The sequence below is a fragment of the Halorientalis marina genome (assembly GCF_023028345.1).
Lineage (GTDB): Archaea > Halobacteriota > Halobacteria > Halobacteriales > Haloarculaceae > Halorientalis > Halorientalis marina.
Genome location: NZ_CP095487.1, coordinates 3,438,477 through 3,459,372, shown reverse-complemented (window position 1 = coordinate 3,459,372; position 20,896 = coordinate 3,438,477). Strand labels below are relative to the sequence as shown.

18 protein-coding genes are annotated in these 20,896 nt (G+C 70.1%); 10 read left to right on the top strand and 8 right to left on the bottom strand.

The features are described 5' to 3' along the window. Positions 1-100: 100 nt before the first annotated feature. Positions 101-1,375 carry an outer membrane protein assembly factor BamB family protein gene (locus tag MUG96_RS17895; RefSeq protein ID WP_246984998.1) on the top strand — a complete coding sequence of 425 codons (1,275 nt, stop codon included), beginning with the start codon at positions 101-103 and terminating at the stop codon, positions 1,373-1,375. Positions 1,376-1,414: 39 nt separating this feature from the next. After that, the gene (gene uvrB, locus MUG96_RS17890; RefSeq protein ID WP_246984997.1) at positions 1,415-3,475 is read left to right on the top strand and encodes an excinuclease ABC subunit UvrB; all 2,061 of its coding nucleotides are present in this window, start codon (positions 1,415-1,417) and stop codon (positions 3,473-3,475) included. A gap of 312 nt (positions 3,476-3,787) precedes the next feature. Here uvrB and MUG96_RS17885 read toward each other — a convergent pair whose 3' ends face one another. The 5 genes from MUG96_RS17885 to MUG96_RS17865 all read right to left on the bottom strand — a co-directional run bounded on the left by MUG96_RS17885 (position 3,788) and on the right by MUG96_RS17865 (position 10,370). Continuing rightward, positions 3,788-4,603 carry an MOSC domain-containing protein gene (locus tag MUG96_RS17885; protein ID WP_246984995.1) on the bottom strand — a complete coding sequence of 272 codons (816 nt, stop codon included), beginning with the start codon at positions 4,601-4,603 and terminating at the stop codon, positions 3,788-3,790. A gap of 39 nt (positions 4,604-4,642) precedes the next feature. Beyond that, the gene (locus MUG96_RS17880) at positions 4,643-5,722 is read right to left on the bottom strand and encodes an SPFH domain-containing protein (protein WP_373222121.1); all 1,080 of its coding nucleotides are present in this window, start codon (positions 5,720-5,722) and stop codon (positions 4,643-4,645) included. 184 nt (positions 5,723-5,906) lie between these two features. Beyond that, a complete protein-coding gene (locus tag MUG96_RS17875; RefSeq protein WP_246984991.1) occupies positions 5,907-7,676 on the bottom strand; it encodes a carbohydrate-binding domain-containing protein in 1,770 nt (589 codons plus the stop codon). A 207-nt stretch (positions 7,677-7,883) separates the two neighbouring features. After that, positions 7,884-9,701, bottom strand: coding sequence for an excinuclease ABC subunit C (locus MUG96_RS17870; RefSeq protein WP_246984990.1), 1,818 nt, complete (start codon positions 9,699-9,701; stop codon positions 7,884-7,886). A gap of 48 nt (positions 9,702-9,749) precedes the next feature. Beyond that, the gene (locus MUG96_RS17865) at positions 9,750-10,370 is read right to left on the bottom strand and encodes a hypothetical protein (RefSeq protein WP_246984989.1); all 621 of its coding nucleotides are present in this window, start codon (positions 10,368-10,370) and stop codon (positions 9,750-9,752) included. 145 nt (positions 10,371-10,515) lie between these two features. Between MUG96_RS17865 and MUG96_RS17860 the strand changes: the two genes are divergently transcribed. The 5 genes from MUG96_RS17860 (at position 10,516) to MUG96_RS17840 (ending at position 14,080) form a co-directional block, all read left to right on the top strand. Next, positions 10,516-10,782: a DUF7967 family protein gene (locus tag MUG96_RS17860; protein WP_246984988.1), complete on the top strand. Its 267-nt coding sequence runs from the start codon at positions 10,516-10,518 to the stop codon at positions 10,780-10,782. A 51-nt stretch (positions 10,783-10,833) separates the two neighbouring features. Next, positions 10,834-11,901 carry an ABC transporter ATP-binding protein gene (locus tag MUG96_RS17855; RefSeq protein ID WP_246984974.1) on the top strand — a complete coding sequence of 356 codons (1,068 nt, stop codon included), beginning with the start codon at positions 10,834-10,836 and terminating at the stop codon, positions 11,899-11,901. After that, complete coding sequence (locus MUG96_RS17850; RefSeq protein WP_246984971.1) at positions 11,898-12,710, top strand: ABC transporter permease subunit; 813 nt, start codon at positions 11,898-11,900, stop codon at positions 12,708-12,710. The genes MUG96_RS17855 and MUG96_RS17850 overlap by 4 nt, the downstream gene beginning before the upstream one ends. A 133-nt stretch (positions 12,711-12,843) precedes the next feature. Continuing rightward, on the top strand, positions 12,844-13,206 hold the full coding sequence (locus tag MUG96_RS17845) for a hypothetical protein (protein WP_246984968.1): 363 nt from the start codon (positions 12,844-12,846) through the stop codon (positions 13,204-13,206). A 109-nt stretch (positions 13,207-13,315) separates the two neighbouring features. Continuing rightward, positions 13,316-14,080, top strand: a complete 765-nt coding sequence (locus tag MUG96_RS17840; RefSeq protein WP_246984966.1) for an alpha/beta fold hydrolase — start codon at positions 13,316-13,318, stop codon at positions 14,078-14,080. Between the two features lie 62 nt (positions 14,081-14,142). On the opposite strand, the gene ligA is transcribed toward MUG96_RS17840, so the two are convergent. After that, entirely contained in the window at positions 14,143-16,227 is a 2,085-nt protein-coding gene (gene ligA / locus MUG96_RS17835; protein WP_246984963.1) for an NAD-dependent DNA ligase LigA, read from the bottom strand. 147 nt (positions 16,228-16,374) lie between these two features. Between ligA and MUG96_RS17830 the strand changes: the two genes are divergently transcribed. After that, on the top strand, positions 16,375-16,662 hold the full coding sequence (locus MUG96_RS17830; protein WP_246984959.1) for a DUF8028 family protein: 288 nt from the start codon (positions 16,375-16,377) through the stop codon (positions 16,660-16,662). Between the two features lie 25 nt (positions 16,663-16,687). On the opposite strand, the gene MUG96_RS17825 is transcribed toward MUG96_RS17830, so the two are convergent. Next, entirely contained in the window at positions 16,688-17,797 is a 1,110-nt protein-coding gene (locus tag MUG96_RS17825) for a pyridoxal-phosphate-dependent aminotransferase family protein (RefSeq protein ID WP_246984956.1), read from the bottom strand. 173 nt (positions 17,798-17,970) lie between these two features. On the opposite strand from MUG96_RS17825, the gene MUG96_RS17820 reads away from it, so the two are divergent. Together MUG96_RS17820 and metX are read left to right on the top strand one after the other, a co-directional pair. Next, positions 17,971-19,314: an O-acetylhomoserine aminocarboxypropyltransferase/cysteine synthase family protein gene (locus MUG96_RS17820; protein WP_246984953.1), complete on the top strand. Its 1,344-nt coding sequence runs from the start codon at positions 17,971-17,973 to the stop codon at positions 19,312-19,314. After that, positions 19,314-20,522: a homoserine O-acetyltransferase MetX gene (metX, locus tag MUG96_RS17815; RefSeq protein WP_246984950.1), complete on the top strand. Its 1,209-nt coding sequence runs from the start codon at positions 19,314-19,316 to the stop codon at positions 20,520-20,522. Before MUG96_RS17820 ends, metX begins: the two co-directional genes overlap by 1 nt. A gap of 20 nt (positions 20,523-20,542) precedes the next feature. On the opposite strand, the gene MUG96_RS17810 is transcribed toward metX, so the two are convergent. Next, positions 20,543-20,803: a hypothetical protein gene (locus tag MUG96_RS17810; RefSeq protein ID WP_246984947.1), complete on the bottom strand. Its 261-nt coding sequence runs from the start codon at positions 20,801-20,803 to the stop codon at positions 20,543-20,545. Positions 20,804-20,896 lie beyond the last annotated feature (93 nt).

Below are 20,896 nucleotides of genomic sequence, written 5' to 3'. Positions count from 1 at the left end.
AGCCCCTCGCCCAGTTTTCGCGTTCGATTCGCCGCCGCCCCGTTCGACCGCTCCGCTCGTTGCCAGAATGTTCAAGCGACCGGCCCCGATAGCACTGTCCATGCCCGGTCCCGGCTCCGACAGGGGGGCGGGGGAGGACCCGAAACGCGAGTCCACGACGCCATACCAGGGGATTCCCCGCCCGACCCGCCGCACCCTCCTCGACGGCATCGCCGGCGTTGGCGCGCTCGCCGTCATCGCGCCGCTCGTCGACCGCATCGGGCTCGGCCCGATATCGACGGCGGCGCCACCGCCCGACGCCTGGCCCCTCCGGCGGTACGACCCCGCCGGCACGGCCGGCAACCCCGACGCGACGCCGCCGTCCGACCCCGCCGTCGACTGGGTCGACCACTCCCTCTCGGCGGCCAGGACCACCTCCGTTCGGCTCGTCGCGGGCCCGGACGCCGTGTACGCGAGCGCGACCGAAACCGTCGCGCTTGACCGCGCCGACGGGAGCGAGCGGTGGCGGGTCGCAGAACCCGGCGGCCGGCTGGCGCTCCACGGGGACACGCTGTACGTCGCGTCGGGGTCCCTCGGGACGCTCCGCGCGCTCGGGACCGACGGGTCGAAGCGGTGGACGAGCGACATCCGGTCCGGTGCGGGGTCGCTGGTCGTCGCCGACGGGACCGTCTTCGTCGGCGGCGGGTCGGGTGTCTACGCCTACACCGCCGACTCCGGGTCGCGCAAGTGGACCGACGGCGACGACTGGGCCGACCAGGTCCGCGTCGGCGACGGCCGTCTCCTGACGTCACACGGCGACCTGACGAAATACCGCCAGCGGAGCGTGCTCGACGTTCCGCTCGGCTCGCCACCGGCCGTCGACTGGACGGTCACGCCGGACCCGAACGCGATGGCCGCCACCGATGCCGGCCCGGTCGTGGGCCGGAACCGCGTGGACGACCGGGCGGCACTGCTGGCCCTCGACGGCGCGGGCCAGGTGCGCTGGCGCGCGGTGACCAGCCCCGACGGCCAGTTCGTGGCTGCGGCGCCCCTCGCGGTGGCCGGCGACCGCTGTTTCGTCGCCCTCGTGAACGGCGACGAGTCCTCGGCGAACGCCGTCGCGAGCCACGCACTCGCGGACGGCGCCCGTCACTGGCGTCGCCCGGTCGAGGGGGTCGTCACCGACATCGCCGTCGTCGGTGATTCGGTCCTGATCGGGACCAGGCCTCTCGACGACGCCCCGATTGAGGCGGCCGGGACCGTCCGCGCGTTCGCTCGCGCCGACGGGAGCGAGCGGTGGCGGGTCGCCCTCGACGCCGGCTGTCGCCAGTTCGCACCCGTCGACGGGGCGGTCTTCGTCGTCACTGACGACCAGCGCGTCGTCGCGATCCGGTAGACGAGGCCCTGAAGTCGCTCCGGCCCCACCACTCGAGTAATGAGCGACACCTCAGGCAGCCCCCTCACTCCGGACCGGCCCGGCGCGGAGCGGGACTTCCGCGTGGACGCGCCGTTCGACCCCGCGGGCGACCAGCCCGCGGCCATCGAACAGCTGGTCGACGGCTATCGGCAGGGGATGGACGAACAGACCCTGCTCGGCGTCACGGGGTCGGGGAAGACCAACACCGTCTCGTGGGTCGTCGAGGAACTCCAGCAGCCCACGCTGGTCGTCGCCCACAACAAGACGCTCGCGGCCCAGCTGTACGAGGAGTTCCGCGAACTGTTCCCGGACAACGCCGTCGAGTACTTCGTCTCCTACTACGACTACTACCAGCCCGAGGCCTACGTCGAACAGACGGACACCTTCATCGACAAGGACGCCTCCATCAACGACGAGATCGACCGCCTGCGCCACTCCGCGACCCGCTCGCTGTTGACCCGGGACGACGTCATCGTCGTCGCCTCCGTCTCCGCCATCTACGGGCTGGGTGACCCGCGCAACTACGTCGACATGAGCCTCCGGCTCGAAGTCGGCCAGGAGATCGACCGCGACGACCTGCTCGCACGGCTCGTCGACCTCAACTACGAGCGCAACGACGTGGACTTCACGCAGGGCACCTTCCGCGTGCGGGGCGATACCCTCGAAATATACCCGATGTACGGCCGCTACGCCGTCCGCGTGGAGTTCTGGGGCGACGAGATCGACCGGCTGGCGAAGATGGACCCCCTGGAGGGCGAGGTCGTGAGCCAGGAGCCCGCAGTCTTGCTCCACCCCGCCGAACACTACTCCATCCCGGAGGAGCGCCTGGAACGGGCCATCAGGGAGATCGAGGACCTGCTCGAAGAGCGGGTCCGCTACTTCGAGCGCCAGGGCGACATGGTCGCCGCCCAGCGCATCGAGGAACGCACCACCTTCGACCTCGAAATGCTGAAAGAGACCGGCTACTGCTCGGGCATCGAGAACTACTCCGTCCATCTCTCTGACCGGGAGTCGGGGGAAGCCCCCTACACCCTGCTCGACTACTTCCCGGACGACTTCCTGACGGTGATCGACGAGTCCCACCAGACGCTCCCGCAGATTCGCGGGCAGTTCGAGGGCGACAAGAGCCGGAAGGAGTCGCTCGTGGAAAACGGCTTCCGACTCCCGACGGCGTTCGACAACCGCCCGCTGACCTTCGACGAGTTCGAGGAGAAAACCGACCGGCGGCTGTACGTGAGCGCGACGCCGGGCGATTACGAGCGCGAGCACAGCGCCCAGGTGGTCGAGCAGATCGTCCGCCCGACCCACCTCGTCGACCCGGCGGTCGAGGTCGCGGACGCGACCGGCCAGGTCGACGACCTCATGGACCGCATCGACGAGCGCACCGACGCCGACGAGCGCGTGCTGGTGACGACGCTCACCAAGCGCATGGCCGAGGACCTCACCGAGTACCTCGAAGAGGCGGGCGTCGACGTGGCCTACATGCACGACGAGACGGACACGCTCGAACGGCACGAACTCATCCGCTCGCTGCGCCTCGGCGAGATCGACGTGCTCGTCGGCATCAACCTCCTCCGGGAGGGGCTGGACATCCCCGAGGTGAGCCTCGTTGCCATCCTCGACGCCGACCAGGAGGGGTTCCTGCGGTCGGAGACGACGCTCGTCCAGACGATGGGCCGTGCCGCCCGCAACGTCAACGGCGAGGTGGTGCTGTACGCCGACGAGGTGAGTTCGGCCATGCAGTCGGCCATCGACGAGACCCGCCGCCGCCGGGAGATCCAGCGGGAGTACAACGAGGAACACGGGCTGGAGCCGACGACCATCGACAAGCCCGTCGGCGAGACGAACCTCCCGGGTGCCGAGACCGACACCAGCGGCGTCGCCGGCGTCGACCCCGACGACGAACAGGCGGCCGAGCAGTTGCTCGCCGACCTCGAAGAACGGATGCAGGAGGCCGCCGACAACCTGGAGTTCGAACTGGCCGCCGACATCCGGGACCGCATCCGCGAACTCCGCCAGGAGTTCGACATGGGGGCGGATGAGGAAGGCGTCGTCCCCGAACCCGCCGAGGAGTTCTGACTCTGAAACTGGTATATAAAATTTGGGGCCGCCTTTCCGGGTCGGAAACACCGAGGGGGTTTTTACGAACCTGGGGGGCCTCGTATCGGGTGCGGGGGTCGCACCGGGACGAACCGCCCGGTCCCGTGGCGTCCCGATGCCGCCCATCGCGGTGCGCGGTCCCCGCACGCTGGCCGGGGTTGCCCCAACTGCCTCACTGCCCCACTCTCCCGGCCGGTCCACGACGCGCTGCCCGCGCGTCTCGACAGTCCACGTCACTCGGCGCGCCGGTTCGCTGCCCGCCCGGCGGGCCGCTATCTCGCCCCCCAATTTTTAGGCAATCTCGCGACGCTCACCGACAGTCACGGCGTCGCCGACCCCGACCTCACTCCCCCACGCCGACTTCGGGACCGTCGTGTTCAGCATGAGCCGGAAGTAGTGGTCGAACCGGTCGCTGTCGGTCCAGGGCGGCTCCGTCTCCCGCCGTTTCTCGACGAACCGCTCGCGGAACCCCTCGTCCTCGGCGCCGGTGTCGGGGTCCCGCGACGGGACGACACACCGCTGGCAGGGGTTGACGCCCTCGACGGGAACGTCGCCGACCTCGAAGTCGACGACTTCGCCGTGGTCGCCGAACAGTCGGTCCTCCCAGAACGGCTCCGCGGCGTCTATCTCGACGTTCGCCCGGAAGCGGCGGCGGACGTTCTCGGCGGGGAGGTCGAACCAGTCGGCCACCTCGCGGACCGTGCCCGTGCTGATGACCGTCGGTCCGTGCAACTCGGTGTCGTCGGGGTAGCCGCCGCGGTCGTCGCGTTCGACCGTGACCGGGTAGCCGAAGAAGTCGGTGAGCCACTTCGAGAGCGCCGCCCGCTCGTCGTCGTCGCGGAGCCGGAAGGTCGGTTCGTCGGCCGGCTCGTCCGGTCCGGGGTCCGTGACGGACAGCGTCAGGTCGTGGGTGTCGGGGTCGAACGTCGAATCGAGGCGGTGGACCGCGGCGGTCGCCTTGCCGTTGACGTAGTCCCCGTCCGCGTCGAACATGGCGTACTCGCGGTCGAGGGCGAGCGCGCCGCCCTCGCCGAGCGTGGTACTCGACACGTCGATGCCGTCGAGTGACTTCACCGGAAAGACCCTGAGGCGAGTGACGTGGGGCATATCGCCATCGAGGCGGGCCCGGCGCTCAAGGATTGCGGTTCAGAAGCCACGCTGTTCGTCCATCTCCTCGATGACGGCGTCGGCGTCCTGCACTCCCTCGCCGCCGGCGGCAGAACTCGCAGCCTCGATCTCGGCGTCGATCTCGCCGAGGATCTCCTTGATGTCGTCGAGGCCGAGCATCGCCCGCGTCTCGTCGTCGAACTCGAGGCTGTCGAGCGGTTCGCCGTCCGTCCGCGCGTCGCTCCCGGTGAGGTGTTTACCGTAGCGGCCGACCAGCGAGGTGAGTTCCTGCGGGAGGACGAACGTCGTCGACGGGCTCTCGCCCATGTCGGCGAGCGTCTCCATCCCCTTGTCGATGACGGCGCGTTCGCCCATCGATTCGGCGGATTTCGCCCGCAGAACGGTGGAGATCGCGTCACCCTGGGCTTCGAGAATCTGTGACTGCTTTTCGCCCTGCGCGCGGATGATGTTCGACTGCTTGTCACCCTGGGCGCGTTCGATGTCGCTGCGCCGTTCCCCCTGGGCTTCGAGGATCATGGCGCGGCGGCGGCGCTCGGCGGCGGTCTGTTGCTCCATCGCGTCCTGTACGTCGGGCGAGGGCATGACCTCGCGCACCTCGACGGACTCGACGCGGATGCCCCACTGGTCGGTGGGTTCGTCCAGTTCCTTGCGGATGCGGGCGTTGATTTCCGTCCGCTTCGAGAGGGTCTCGTCGAGTTCCATGTCGCCAATGACGGCCCGGAGGGTGGTCTGGGCGAGGTTCGAGACGGCGCGGCGGTAGTCCTCGACCTCGAGGAAGGCCCGTTTCGCGTCCATTACGCGGATGTAGACGACGGCGTCGGCGGTGACCGGGGAGTTGTCCCGGGTGATCGCTTCCTGGCTCGGCACGTCCATCGTCTCCGTCCGCATATCGTACTGGTAGGTCTTCGAGACGAACGGCGGGACGAAGTTGATACCCGGTTGGAGCAGGCGACGGAACGAACCGAGCACCACGAGCGCCCGCTTCTCGTAGGCCTGGACGATGACCACCGAACTGCTGACAGCGACGATGGCGATCGCCAGGAAGAGCAGGCCGACGAACCCGACCGTATCGACGACGTCGAACAGGAGGAGGACGATGGCGAGGCCGACGAGCAGGGCGGCCAGCGAGCGCGGCGACGGCCTCCCGCCGCCGGCGCTCATTCGCCCCATCCGGTAGGCGAGGCTCTCCCCGTTACGGGACATGGCTTCGGGTTCGACGGGACCGTGCATAATAGTGTCGTCCCGGTAACCGGTCGCGGTTCGGACCGGCGGGGTCCCCGACTCAACCGAACCGGCGGTACGCCAGCGGCGCGACGGCGGCGGTGGCGAGCACGAACAGTTTCGACCCGGTGCCGATACCGTCGTCCCCGGTCACGTCGCTCCGATCCTGCACGTCCGGGTCCCGGGGAGCATAGTCCTCGCTGTCGGGGACCCCGTCGCCGTCCGTGTCCTGGACTTCCGCCCCGGTGTCACGACTCGCGCTCGCGCTCGTTTGCGACACCGGACCGGCACGCGACCCGTCCGCTGCGGTCCGCGACGGCGTGCTTTCGTCTGCTGGTGTGTCGGGCCCGGCAACGCGACGCCGTTCGCCGTCGCCGCCGGTGGGGTCTCCACCGTCCACGTCACCGATGTCCCGTGGCAGTCCCTCGCCACCGTCGCCGCCCGGCGGTCGGGAGCGCTCCGTCGGCGTCGACGCGTCCGCCGCGTCCGCGCCACCGTCAGTCGCCGTCGCTTCGTCGTCGGCAGTGGTTCCGTCGTCCGTGGCGGTTCCGTCGTCATCGGTGTCCTCCGCGGCGTTGTCGGTGACCTCCTCGTTGCTACCTGTCCTCGCCCCGTCGCCGTCGATGGTCGATGTCAGACCGAGTTCCTGCTGCAGGTCCGCCGGGATGCAGTCGATCATATCCTCGGAGAGTTCCGCCCGGACCGACGCCGCCGACTCCCGGTCCAGTTGCGACTGGATGTCCTCGCGAACGTCCTCCGTCGGCGGGCACATCCCCTTCTCGTCGGGTCCGTCGGGCGGTCCGCCGGACGGCCCCTCGGACGGCCCGTCGGGCAGCAGTTCCTCCTCCGACTGTCGCGTGTCGCGCTCGGTCTCAGTTTCTGTCTCAATCTCAGTTTCTGTCTCGATCTCAGTTTCTGTCTCGGTCTCAGTTTCTGTCTCGGTCTCAGTCTCAGTTTCCGTTTCAGTCTCGGTCTCGGTTTCCGTTTCCGTTTCCGTTTCCGTTTCCGTTTCCGTTTCCGTTTCAGTCTCAGTTTCCGTTTTAGTCTCGGTTTCCGTTTCCGTTTTCGTTTCCGTTTCCGTTTCCGTTTCCGTTTCCGTTTCCGTTTCCGTTTCAGTCTCAGTCTCGGTCGGTGTTGGTGCCGGCGTCGCGGTTGGCGTTGGAGTCGGTGACGGGGTTGCGGTCGGTGTCGGGGTCGCGGTAGCGGATGGCGTCGGCGTCGGTGTCGAACTCGGGGAATCGCCGCCATCGCTCGATTCGGACTCGGTCAGTTCCAACTGGTCGAATTTCCAGTCGCTGTCGGTCGCGGTGACCCGGACGACGTGCGTACCCGGGTCGAGCGAGAGGGTGCCGGCGGAGACGGTGGTGAAGGAGCCGTCGGAGTCCGGCACCGTCACGTCCGTCAGCCGCGTCTCGCCGTCGACGGCGAGGTCGAACGAGGCGTTCGCCTCGGCAGCGGTCCGGACCCGGAGTTCGTAGGTACCCGCCTGCTCGGCCTCGACGGTGTATTCGAGCCACTCGCCGGTCTCGATGCGCTCGACCCAGTGGGCGTTCAACGAGTAGTCGATGTCGACGCTCGTCCGCCGGTAGGTGTCCCACACGGTGTCCGAGGTGTCGTGGAAGGCGACGCCCTCGCCGCCGGTGTCGAAGTCCTCGGCCTCGACCGTCCCTGGCACGGCGTGTGGACCGTCGTACGGCGACTGCTCCGCCGTCGGTTCGTTCGCTGCCGTCGCGACGCCCGCCAGCGCGCCCGGGACCGCGCCCACCGCGGCGACGCTCGCGAGCACGACGACGCCCACGACCCCGACCGCCCCGAGTTTTCGGTCGCTCATTCGTTCGCCCCCGGCCGGAGCGACGCCGCGCCCCCGCCAGCGCGTCCGCTACACCGTTCCGTCGCCGATACACCGCCCTGTTGCCCCGGCATGCGTACTACTCCCACGAGATAGTTCCCCAAACGAGTCCGTGAAATAAAAGCGCACTACCTCCCAACGATGGGCATTTAAACGGCCGGACTCGTCCGGCCGGCCGAGCGGTCCCGCTCAGAGCCGCGAGACGATGGCGTCCGCGGTGGCCTCGCCGACGCCGTCGACGCGGGTGAGTTCCTCGGTCGAGGCGTCCCGAACGTTCTCGACGCTCCCGAACCGCCGGAGGAGGCGTCGCCGGGTCTCGGGGCCGACGCCGGGCACTTCGTCGAGTGCCGTCGAGACCTCGTCCCGGAGCGACTGGTGGTACTGGACGGCGAAGCGGTGGGCCTCGTCGCGGACCCGCTGACAGAGGTGGAGATGCGGCGCGTCGTCGGCCCAGTCGTGCGTTCTGTAGCTTCGCTCCGCTCGCGACAGCGTCCCGTTCGCCTCGCTCACGGGACTCCTCGTGGGCGTCACGACCAGTTCTTCCTCCTTGGCGAGGGCGACGACTGGAACGTCCCAGCCGGTCTCGGCGAGCGCGTCACGGGCCGCGCCGAGTTGCCCCTCGCCGCCGTCGACGAGGAGCAGGTCCGGGTCGGGGCGGTCGTCGCGGCCCTCGACGGCCCGCTCGGCCCGCCACCGCACGAGGGATCGCATATTCGCGTAGTCGTCGTTGGTCTCGTCCAGTTTCTTCCGGCGGTAATCGGACTTCTCGGGACTCCCGTCGACGAAGGTCACGTCGCTCCCGACGACGGCTCTCCCCTGGGCGTGGCTCACGTCGAACCCCTCGACGCGCTCGATTCGCCCCTCCAGGCCGAGCGCCTCGGCCAGCGCCCGCCCTTCGTCGTCGCGGGCACTGACGCCGCGCCGGGCGTTCTTCAGCGCGAGGTCGACGAGTTTCGCCTCACGGCCCGCGCCGGGGACGCGGACGTCGACACCCTCGGCTTCGAGCCAGGCGGCGAGTTCGGCGTCGCCGGGCCGCTCCGAGAGCAGGAGCGCGTCCGGCAGGTCCCGCTCGGCGTAGTACTGGGGGACGAACGCGGCGAAGACCGCGCCGATCCGGTCCTCGCCCTCGGGGGCGGCCAGCGTGTGACGCTCCCGGTCGACCAGCTGGCCGTCGGCGGCGTGCAGGCGCGCGACCGTCGCCTCGTCGCCCTCCACTGTCGCGCCGAGCACGTCCACCGCACGCTCGCCGCCGCCCTCGGGGGCGGTGACGGCTTCGCCCCCGCCGCCGTGGAACGCCTCGACCGCTTCGAGGCGGTCCCGGTGGTTCGCCGCCCGCTCGAACTCCTCGTCCTGTGCGGCCCGCTCCATCTCCCGGCGAAGCGGGTCGGCCAGGACGCCCGTCTCCCCCTCGAAGAAGCGCCGGACGCTGGACACGTCGCCCGCGTAGCTCGGCTCGTCGATCTCGCCGGTGCAGGGCGCGGTACAGATGCCGACCTCGTAGTCGAGACAGGGGCGGTCGCGACCCCGGAACTTGTGGTCCGAACAGCCCCGGAGACCGTACGTCTCCCGGAGGGCCTTGACGACGGTCTCGACCCTGCCTTTGTCCGTATAGGGGCCGTAGACGGTCGCGTCGTCGTCGGGGTCGCGGGTGATCTCGATGCGGGGGAACTCGTGGGCGGTGAGTTGCACGAGTGGGTAGGACTTGTCGTCCTTCAGCCGGACGTTGTACCGCGGCTGGTGGCGCTTGATGAGGTTGGCTTCGAGCAGGAGCGCCTGGGTCTCGGTGTCGGTGACGGCCACGTCGAGGTCGTCGGCGCGGGCGACCATCCGCCGGATGCGCTCGCTTCTGGGGTCCGCGTACGACCGCACCCGGTCGCGGAGGTCGACCGCTTTCCCGACGTAGAGGACGCGGTCCTCGCCGCCGGCGTCGTCGCGCGCGAGGAACTGGTAGACGCCGGGCTCGGTCGGCAGGTCGGCGGCGCGCTCTCTGACCTCGCCTGCGTCCATCGCGACCGGAGTAGGAGCGAGACGAGTATGTGGGTTACGGACCCGGTCTCACACGCCCGACTCCTCGGCCGGGACCGGCTCCTCGGGGCCCGGCCCGAAGGCGTCGTCGCCCAGCGCGCGTTCGAGCCGGCGGTCCTGGTCGTCGGCCGACGACGGCGCCCGGACGTGGAGGTCCTCGTCGCCGGCGACCCCGATCACGAGGTTGTAGCTCCGGCTCTCGACGTACATCCCGAACGCGCCCAGCGCGAACACCAGCGCGAGGAGGCCGCCGACCAGCAGCGCCTCGTCGGCCGCATCGAGCGCGGCGTTGAGCGTCCCGAGCAGCCGCGTGAGGCCGCCGGCGCCGACGGCGCTCGCCCCCTCGCCGCTGACGCCCCCGAGCGCGAACATCCCGCCGAGGTCCAGCGTGAGCCCGAGCGCGACGCCGACGACGCCGGCGAGTGCGCCCTTGCCGACGTATTCGAGCCAGCCCGTCGCTCCGACGTGGTCGAGGCGCACCCCCTCGACGTTCGGGCGCTCGATGGCGCGGAAGTTCGGCCCCTCCCCATCGGGCGTGAACGCGAGCACGCGCTGGTCGGTGACGACGATCCCGTTGCTCCCGACCGGAATCGTCTCCGCGACGGTCTCGCCGGGCCGGAGTCGCTCGCGGGCCCGCTCGCTCCACCGCATCGGTTCGGGCTACTGGACCGATGTACATGAATCCATCTGCCGGCTCGGGCGCCGAGGGCGCGTGCTCTCTCGGCGCCGGCGGCCGACTCGTCGACGACACGCGGGAATGGCGGGACTTAACCCGCCCCTCGTCGAACCACGGTGTATGACCGAGGAGACGGTGCAGGTCTGGCTCGTGGAGCGTGACTACAACGACAAGGGGCTGGTCACGCTCGTCTACGCGACGCCGGACGGCGAGCGCGCGGTCCAGCAACACAAGTCCTCGAAGATGCTCTCGAAGCAGGGGGTCACCGCCGCGACGGAGATCGACCCCGAGCGGCTCCGGCCGGTCGAGGACGCCGACCGCCGGGAGCGGTACGCGACCGAGGCGGCCCGCGTCGCCGACCGCAACGACCCCGACGACGAGATCTGAGCCGTCAGTCAGAGAGTCACGTTTTTACCGGGACCGTCGAAACCGGCTGGCATGGTCGCCATCGAGTGTGACGGTCTCGAGAAGGAGTTCGGGAGCGTCACCGCGCTCAGGGGGGTCGACCTGACGGTCGAAGAGGGAGAGATATTCGGGTTTCTGGGGCCGAACGGGGCGGGGAAGTCGACGACCATCGACGTCCTGCTCGATTTCGTCCGCCCGACGGCGGGGACCGCGACGGTCCTCGGGCACGACGCCCAGGCCGAGTCCGCCGCCGTCCGCCAGCGGACGGGCGTGCTCCCGGAGGGGTTCTCGGCCTACGACCGGCTGACGGCCCGCCAGCACGTCCGCTTCGCCGCCGAGTCCAAGGGGGTCGAAGAGGCGGTCGAGCCGGTCGCACTGCTCGAACGGGTCGGGCTCGCGGAAGCCGCCGACCGCCAGGCCGGCGGCTTCTCGAAGGGGATGAGCCAGCGGCTCGCACTCGCCATGGCGCTCGTCGGCGAGCCGGACCTGCTACTCCTCGACGAGCCCACCGCCGGCCTCGACCCACACGGGGCCCGCCAGCTCCGGGAGCTGATCCGCCGGGAACGCGACCGCGGCGCGACGGTGTTTTTCTCCTCGCACGTCCTCGGCCAGGTCGAGGCGGTCTGTGACCGGATCGCGATCCTGGAGAACGGCCGGATCGAGACGGTCGAGCGCGTCGACGACCTCCGGGCCGCGACCGGCACCGAGGCGCGGCTGGAGGTCACCGTCGAGCGGGCGCGCGAGGACGCCCTCGCCGCGGCCCGCGGGACGGAGGGCGTCTCGTCGGTGACGGTCGACGGCACGACGGACGGGGCAGGGGCCACCGGCGACGCGGTCGACACGACGCCCGATGCCGACGGGGTGGTCGGCGAGGTCGTGACGGTCGCGTGCACGCCAGGGGCGAAACTGCCCGCGCTGAACGCGCTCGCGGACAACGGCGCGCCGGTCGTGGACTTCGTCACCACGGACACCTCGCTGGAGGACGTGTTCGTCGCACACACCGGCGACGGATCGGAGATGGACGCCGGCGAAACGGGCGAGGAAACGACGACGGACCGCGGAACGGCGACCGCGGACGGGGAAGCGGGGGGTCGCGCGTGACCTGGCGGGCGGTCGCTCGCAAGGACTTCGCCGACGCCGTCCGGTCGCGGTCGCTGTGGACGGTCGCGGGCATCTTCGTCGTCGCGTCGGTCGCGGCCGCGCTCGTCTACGCCCTGGTGACGCTCCGGACCAGGGCGTCGCCGGACTCCATCGTCCGACTCGCGGGGCTTCTCCACCTGATCGCGGGCGTGCTCGTCCCCGTGACGGCCCTGCTGACCGGCTACCGGGCCATCGTCGGCGAGCGCGAGAGCGGGAGCATCAAGCTCCTCCTCTCGCTGCCACACGAGCGCCGGAACGTCGTGATCGGCAAACTCGTCGGCCGGTCGCTCGTGGTCGCGGTCGCCATCGCGGCCGGGTTCGGCATCGCGACGCTGGTCGCGGCCGTGTTCTCGCCCGCCTCCCTGCCGATATTCCTCGGCTTCACCGCCGTCACGGTCCTCTTCGCCGTTGCCTTCGTCGCCATCGCGGTCGGCCTCTCGGCCGCGTCGGGATCGGCACGTCGTGCCGCGACCGGTGCCTTCGGTGCGTTCGTCCTGTTCGACCTCGTCTGGCAGCGGATTCCCGGGCTGTACACGGCCGCGGCCGGCGCGCGTCCGCCGGCGTGGGTCTACTTCCTCCAGCGGCTCAGTCCGAACGGGGCCTACAGCGGCGTCTTCACCCTCTTCGAGGGCACCGAGTCGCTCCGCGCGACCCTCGGCGGCTCCGTCCCGGTCTACCTCTCGTGGTGGGTCGCCGCGCTGATCCTCGTCGCGTGGATCGTCCTCCCGACGTGGGTCGGCTACCGCCGGTTCGCCGCCGCCGATCTCTGAGCGTCGTCGTCGCGGCCTGCTGTCCGTCGCCGCCGCGGAATCGCCGCCGTCCCGGACCACGGCCCGCCTGTGCGCCCGTCCTGTCCGTGAATCCGACTATTGATTTAATAGCTGAGGCGGCGAAACCAATCGCATGCCCCTTCAGTCCGAGTTCCTCGACGGACTCGTCCCGCTGGCGTTCGTCCTGGTCGTCCTGCTCGTCACGTTCGGGTTCATCGTCGTCGTCGTCTACCTCGAACACCGCAAGGAGATGGCCCTCATCGAGGCCGGCGAGTACGGCAAGGTCGAGGACTCCCGCGCCTGGATCCTCGCCGTCGGTCTCCTGCTCGTCGCCATCGGCGTCGGCTCGGTCGTCGAGTCGGTCCTCGCCGGCGGCGTCGTCGGCGACGGCGTCTCGGCCGCGCTCGCCGGCGTCGCCGCGCTCGTCTACTACTGGGTCAAGCGCCGCCAGACCGGCACGACGGCCGAGGACGGCGACGCCAATCGGTCGACCTGAGCGCGTGTCGCCGCGCCGACCGCCGTCTCGGTTTCCCGAGGGGATATGAACGGCTGTACGATTGAGAGAACCATCTATCCCCGCCGCCCGCCAACTGGGGACGCCCTCCATGCACTCGGTAACTGCACCCGACGGCACCAGTATCGCCTACGAACGACACGGTGACGGCCACCCGGTCGTCCTCGTCCACGGCACGTCCGGCTCACGGCGGAGTTGGCGCGACGTCGTCCCGCAGTTCGACGGGGCGCTGGCACCGGTGACGATCGACCGACGCGGGCGCGGCGACAGCGGCGACGCCGACGAGTACGCTCTCGAACGCGAGAGAGCGGACGTGCTGGCCGTCGTCGACGCCGTCGACGGGACGCCGACGCTGTTCGGCCACTCCTTCGGCGGGCTCTGCGCACTGGAAGCCGCCCGCGGGGCCGACATCGAACGGCTCGTCCTCTACGAACCGGCGATCCTGACCGGCCAGCACCGCGAGATGGACCTCGCCGACGATCTGGCCGCGCGGCTGGCCGACGGCGACCGGCGCGGTGTCCTGCGACAGTTCTTCGAGGTCGCGGGTGGCGTTCCCGACGCCGAGGCGCTCCCGTTCTGGCCCGACGAGGTGAACTTCGAGGCCGCCGAGACGGTCGTCCGGGAGAACCACGCGGTCGAGGACTACCGGCTCCCCGCGGCCCCCGACCCCGGCGTCCCGGTCCTGCTCGTCCGCGGCGAACACAGCCCACAGCACCTCCGTGACGGCGTCGCGGCGCTAGACGACCGGATCGACGACGCGCGGCTGGTCGACCTCGACGGCGTCGGCCACAGCGCTATCGCGTCGGCGCCCGGGCGACTGGTCGCGGACGTCGAGTCGTTCGTCGCCGAGACGTAGGGGGTCGAAGCCGAGATGGGCCGGCCGCCGCCGACGTCGGGGCGGTCGTCGCCGGGACGCGGCTACAGCACGCCCCGGTCTTCGAGCAGGCCCTCGAACTCGTCCTCGTCGATCTCGGGCACGTCGTTCTCGTCGGCGTCCTCGCGTTTCGTCGTCCCCGGGTTCGCGCCGACGACGAGGTAGTCGGTGTTGCCCGAGACGCTGCTCGTCGCCGACCCGCCGTGGGCCTCGACGAGGTCCTGGGCCTCGCCCCGCGTGTAGCCGTCGAGCGACCCGGTGAAGACGAACGTGAGGCCGTCGAGTTCGTCGTCGCCCCCGGTCTCGACGGGCTGTGGCTCCACGCCGGCCTCGCGCAGGCGTTCGATGACCGACCGGTTCCCCTCGGCGTCGAAGAAGCCCCGAATCTCGGCGGCGACGGTCTCGCCCACGTCGTCGACTTCTCGGAGTTCGTCCTCATCGGCGTCCATCACGGCGTCGAGCGTGCCGAAGTGGCGGGCGAGCGCGCTGGCGGTCGTCTCGCCCACTTCGGGGACGCCGATGGCCGCGAGGAAGTCGTCGAGCGGCGGCTCCGTGGCGGCGTCGAGTTCCGCGAGCAGGCTCTCGGCGCTTCGCTCCCCCCACCCCTCCAGGTCGGCGAGGTCGTCCGCGTCGAGGCCGTAGAGGTCCGGCAGGCGCTCGACGAGGCCGGCCGTCATGAGCCGGTCGAGGCGTTCGGGGCCGAGGCCCTCGATGTCCAGGCCCGTCCGGCTGGCGTAGTGTTCGATGGCTCGCTCCAGCTGGGCGTCACAGGCCAGGCCGCCGGTACAGAACGCCATCGGGCCGTCCCGCTCGACGGGGCTGTCACAGACGGGGCAGGTCTCGGGGAACTCGAAGTGGCCCTCCGAACGCTTCTCGACGACCTCGGTGACCTCGGGGATCACGTCGCCGGCCCGCTCGACCGCCACCACGTCGCCGACGTTCACGTTCAGGGCGGCGACTTCACTGGGGTTGTGGAGGCTCGCCCGGGAGACGGTGACGCCGCCGACCGCGACGGGGTCGAGCAGGGCGACGGGCGTGAGCCGGCCGGTGCGGCCGACCTGGACGGCGATGTCGGTGACGGTCGTGCGCTCGCGGCGCGGCGGGAACTTGTAGGCGAAGGCCCACCGCGGGGCGCGGGCGGTCGCGCCGAGCAGGTCGCAGGCCTCGCGGTCGTCGACCTTGACGACCACGCCGTCGATCTCGTAGTTCAGGTCGTCGCGGGCGTCGAGCAGCCGGTCGCGGTAGTCGATGGCGGCCTCGATGTCGGCGACGCGCTCGCCGTGGCCGGAGACGGGCAGGCCCCACTCGGGGAACGCCCGGAGCTGTTCCCAGTTGCTGCCGGGGCGCTCGCTGGCGTCGAGGATCCCGAAAAAGAAGGTCGCGAGCGGGCGCTCGGCGGTGACCGAGGGGTCCAGTTGGCGGAGGGTGCCGGCGGCGGCGTTGCGGGGGTTGGCGAAGGCGTCCTCGCCGCGCTCGACCCGCTCGTGGTTGAGGTCGCGGAAGGCGTCTTTCGGCATGTACACCTCGCCGCGGACGGCCAGCCAGTCGGGGTGGTCCCCACGCAGTCGCTGGGGGACGGCGCCGATGGTGCGGACGTTCGCGGTCACGTCCTCGCCGGTTTCGCCGTCGCCGCGGGTCGCCGCCCGCTGGTACCGGCCGTCCTCGTAGACGACCTCCACGGAGAGGCCGTCGAACTTCGGCTCGCAGACGTAGGCGAGGTCGCCGTCGTAGCCGGCCTCGGCGAGGCGGTCCCGGACCCGCTCGTCGAAGGCGCGCACGTCGTCGGCCTCGCCGCTGGCGTCGATAGACCTCATCGGTGCGACGTGGTCGACCGATTCGAGTTCGTCGAGCGGTTCCCCACCGACCCGCCGGGTCGGTGAACCGGTGGTATCGAGGTCGAAGGCCCGTTCGAGGGCCTGCAACCGGGAAAACAGCGCGTCGTAGACCCGGTCGTCGATCACGGGGTCGTTCTCGACGTAGTAGCGGTGATCGTGGTAGCGGATCGCTTCCCGGAGGTCTGCGGCCTGCTCGCGAGCCGCGTCCGGATCGAGGTCCTCGACGGGGACGAAGTCGGTCGGCGGGTCCTCGACGTACGGGTTGTCCGCGGGTGGGCCGTCCCTCGCTGTCATCGCCGGACGGTGTGGCCCGCCGGCCCTAACTGTACCGCTCTCGCCCGACCGGCCGGGACCGTGCCGGCGACTGGCGGGGTGTATGCACCGGTTACGACATGTTAATATGCTAATACTGAAGGGACTGGAACGCGTCGGTCGAATCGAATGCCGAGGGGGTTGCGTCGGTGGGGGCAGGGACTCCTGTCCACCGCCCGTGACGGTTTGCTGGCGGTCGGCGACGCCGAGCGGTGGCTCTCCGAGCGGGTGGCCGCGCTCGTGACGGCGGCGGCGTTCTGGGTCGCCATCCCCCTCCCGTTCCTCTACATTCCGGTGCTCGCCGCCGGCGTCGACAGCCGCGCCGAGGGACTGGCCCTGCTGGTGCTCGTCGGGCTACACGTCGTGACGCTCGGACTCGGACACCCATACGCGACCCGGCAAGTCGGCGAGGAGTGAGTTCGTCAGCGAGAGCGACGCCCGTTCAGAGGCCGGCGACGTCCTCGATGGCGTCGGTGAGTTCCCGGACGCTCTCGACGGTGTGTTCGCCCATGTGGCCGATGCGGAAGCTCTCCTCTCCGATGTCGCCGTAGCCACTGGAGAAGACGAAGTCGTACTCCTCGGAGACGGTTTCCACGGTCTCGGCCACGTCGATACCGCGCGTGTTCTCGACGCAGGTGACGGTCTGGGACTCGTAGCCGCCCTCCGGGTAGAGGTCGAAGTGCTCGCGCGCCCAGTCGCGGGTGTACTCGGCCATCTCGCGGTGGCGCTCGTCGCGGGCGTCGTGGCCCTCTTCGAGCATGTGTTTCATCTGCTTGCGGTAGGCGAGCATGATCGGGATGGCCGGCGTCGAGTGGGTCTGGCCCTTCCGGTCGTAGTAATCGAGCGTGCGCCGGAACCCGCCGTACCACGAGGAATCGCCCTTCTCGACCTCGCGCTCGTAGGCGTCGTCGCTGACGGTACAGACGGCGAGTCCGGGCGGCATGGCGAAGGCCTTCTGCGTGGAGGTGAAGATGCAGTCGATGTTGTGGTCCTCGATGTCGACGTAGTCGCCGCCGAGACAGGAAATGGCGTCGACGACGAAGTAGGTGTCCGGGTAGTCACCGAGCAGGTCGCCGATCTCCTCGACCGGATTCCGGACGCCCGTCGAGGTCTCGTTCATGACCATGCCGACGGCGTCGTAGCCCTCGTCACTCGCTTCGAGGGCGTCGCGGATGTCGTCGGGCTTGACGGCCTGGCCCCAGTCGTACTCGATACGATCGACGGTCTTGCCCAGTCGCTCGGCGACGTTGGCCTGGCGCTCGCTGAACGCGCCGGAGGTGGGGACGAGCATCCGGTCCTCGACGAGATTGAGCGTGGTGGCCTCCCAGAACTCCGTGCCGGAGGCGGTGAGGACGATGACCTCCTGGTCGGTGTCGAGAAAGTCCTTGGTGTCCTCGACGATGGTCGTGTAGAGGTCGGTCATGCGGTCCATGCGGTGGCCGAACATCGGCTCGGCCATCGCCTCGATCACGTCCTCGCGCACCTCCGTCGGCCCCGGGAGATAGAGCGTCTTCTCCGGGTAATCGCCTGTGTACTCCTGTTTTTTCGTCACCGGAATCACCTGAGTACGTATTCCCTCTCGGCCGGGTGGCATGGTAGTTTTGATACCGTCCGCGGCGGCCGCCGGAGGCGCCGACCGCACGAGCCTTGCGTGGTATTTTCTGACACTGTGAATATTGCCGTAACTCGTGGTTATAGAAGCTTTGAGATATATGAGTGTCATACATGACCGACGCGAACTTCGGGTTCGGGACGCGCTGTGTCCACGCCGGGCAGGAGGAGCCGGACCCGGCGACGGGGGCCCGCGCCCCGCCGATCTACCAGACGACCTCGTACGTCTTCGAGGACGCCGAGCACGCCGCGGACCTGTTCGCGCTGGAGGGCGAGGGCAACATCTACTCGCGCTTTCACAACCCCACCGTGCGGACCCTCGAGAAGCGACTCGCCGCCCTGGAGAACGGCGTCGGCGCCGTGGCGACCGGGAGTGGGATGGCCGCGCTCGACGCCGCCACCAGCGTCCTCGCCGAGGCCGGCGACAACGTCGTCTCCGCGTCCTCCATCTACGGCGGGACCCACACCTATCTCTCGCACAACGCCCGCCGGCGCGGAATCGAGACCCGCTTTGTCGACACCCTCGACTACGCCGCCTACGACGACGCCATCGACGACGACACCGCCTACGTCCACTGCGAGACCATCGGGAATCCCTCGCTGATCACGCCGGACTTCGACGAACTGGCCGCCGTCTGCGAGGCGAACGACGTGCCGCTGTTCGTCGACAACACCTTCGGGACGCCCGCGCTCTGCACCCCGCTGGACCACGGCGCGGACATCGTCTGGGAGTCGACGACGAAGTGGATTCACGGCTCGGGCACGACCGTCGGCGGCGTCCTCGTCGACGGCGGCTCATTTCCCTGGGGCGACCACCCCGAGAAGTTCCCCGAGATCGGTGCCGACAATCCCGCCTTCGACGGCACGAACTTCAGCGACCACTTCGGCGACCGCGCGTTCGCCGCCGCCGCCCGCTACCGCGCCCTCCGCGCGCTCGGCGACGGGCAGAAGCCCTTCGACGCCTGGCAGACCCTCCAGGGTACCGAGACGCTCTCGCTCCGGATGGAACGCCACTGCGAGAACGCGATGGCCGTCGCGGAGTTCCTGCGTGACCACCCCGAGGTGGCCTGGGTCACCTATCCCGGACTGGAGGGGCACGAGACCCACGACAACGCCAGCGAGTACCTCGACGGCGGTGGGCGATCCAGCGGATCGCGAGCCTCGACGGACGGTTCGTCCGTCGGTGGCTACGGCGGGATGATCGCCTTCGGGCTCGACGGCGGCTTCGCGGCCGGCCGGGACTTCTGTGAGTCCGTCGAACTCGGCCAGTTCCTCGCCAACGTCGGCGACGCGAAGACGCTGGTCGTCCACCCCGCCAGCACGACCCACGCACAGCTCTCGGAGGCCGAACAGCGCGCCAGCGGCGTCACGCCCGACCTCGTGCGGCTCTCGGTGGGTATCGAGGACGAGGCCGACATCGTGGCCGACCTGGAGCGCGCTATCACGGAGGCCACATGATGGAGGTCGAACGCGACACGGTCTCGGTGGGCGAGTTCGAGTTCGAGTGCGGGGAGTCCATCCCGGACCTCGAACTGGCCTACGAGGCCTACGGCGAGTTCACGGGCGACAACGCCGTCCTCGTCTGTCACGCACTGACCGGCAGCGCCCACGTCGCGGGCCACCGCGGCACCGACGGCACCGCCGGACAGGCCCGCGCCTGGTGGGACGACATCGTCGGCCCGGGGAAAGCCATCGACACGACGGAGTACTACGTCGTCTGTGCGAACGTTCCCGGGTCCTGTTACGGTTCGTCGGGACCGGCCTCGGAACACCCCGAGACCGGCGAGCCCTACGGCACGGACTTCCCGGCGGTCACGGTCGGCGACTGGACCGAGGCCCAGCGGCTCCTGCTGGACGAACTCGGGATTCCCGCCCTCCACGCCGTCGTCGGCGGGAGCGTCGGCGGTATGAACGCCGTCGACTGGGCGAAACGCCACCCCGACCACGTCGAGAAGGTCGTCCCCATCGCGGCCGCCGCGCGCCTCGATCCGCAGTGTCTCGCGCTCGACGCCATCGCCCGCCGCGCCATCACCACCGACGCCGACTGGCAGGGCGGGGAGTACTACAGCACGGACAGCGCCCCGAAAGACGGGCTGGCGCTGGCCCGCCAGATCGGCCACGTCATGTACCTCTCGAAGGCGTCCATGGAGAAGAAGTTCGGCCGCCGCGCGGCCGGGCGGGACGCCATGCGCTCGTTCCCGACCGACGCCGCCGGGACGTTCTTCCCCTACCGCGACGTGGAGTCGTATCTCGACTACCAGGCCGAGAAGTTCGTCGACCGCTTCGACGCGAACTCCTACCTCTACCTGACGCGGGCGATGGACAACTACGACCTCGCCGCCGGGTTCGAGAGCGACGCCGACGCCATCGCCGCCTTCGAGGGCGAGGCGCTCTGTATGTCCTTCACCGGCGACTGGCACTTCACGACCGAGCAGGCCGAGGAACTGGCCGAAGCCGTTCGGGAGACGGAAGCCCGCGTCGCCCACCACGTCGTCGAGTCCGACCACGGCCACGACGCCTTCCTCGTCGAACCCGAGAAAGTCGGGCCGCCGCTCTCGGATTTCCTCGAGGACGGCGTCGCCGGCAAGGCCGTCACCGACACCGCCGAGACCGAGGACGAGGGCAGCGACTTCGCGCCCGTCCACACGAGCCTCTTCTCGGACTGACGCGACCGGAGCGGTCGCGGTCAGTCGGCGAAAAAGAGGACGGCCAGGCCGACGAGAACCGCGGCGGGGTAGGCGGGGTGGGCGGCCGCGTACTCGGCGACGGCCGCGAGCGTCACGTCCCCGCCCGCCGCGCCGGCGGACTGGCCCGTGGCGCCGGCGGTCACGCCGACCCAGACGACGGCGGCGGCGACGACGGCACAGACCCCGCCCGCCGCCCGGAGGGGGTGGTCGCTGATCGGTTCCAGTACCGTCCCGGCGAGTCGTCGACGGAGGCCCGACATACCCGGCAATTCGTGGGACGGCGACAAATACGTGTCTCCGCGTCAGACGCACGGCTGACGGCGGCCCCGCCGAGACCGCCCCCGGACGCGGCG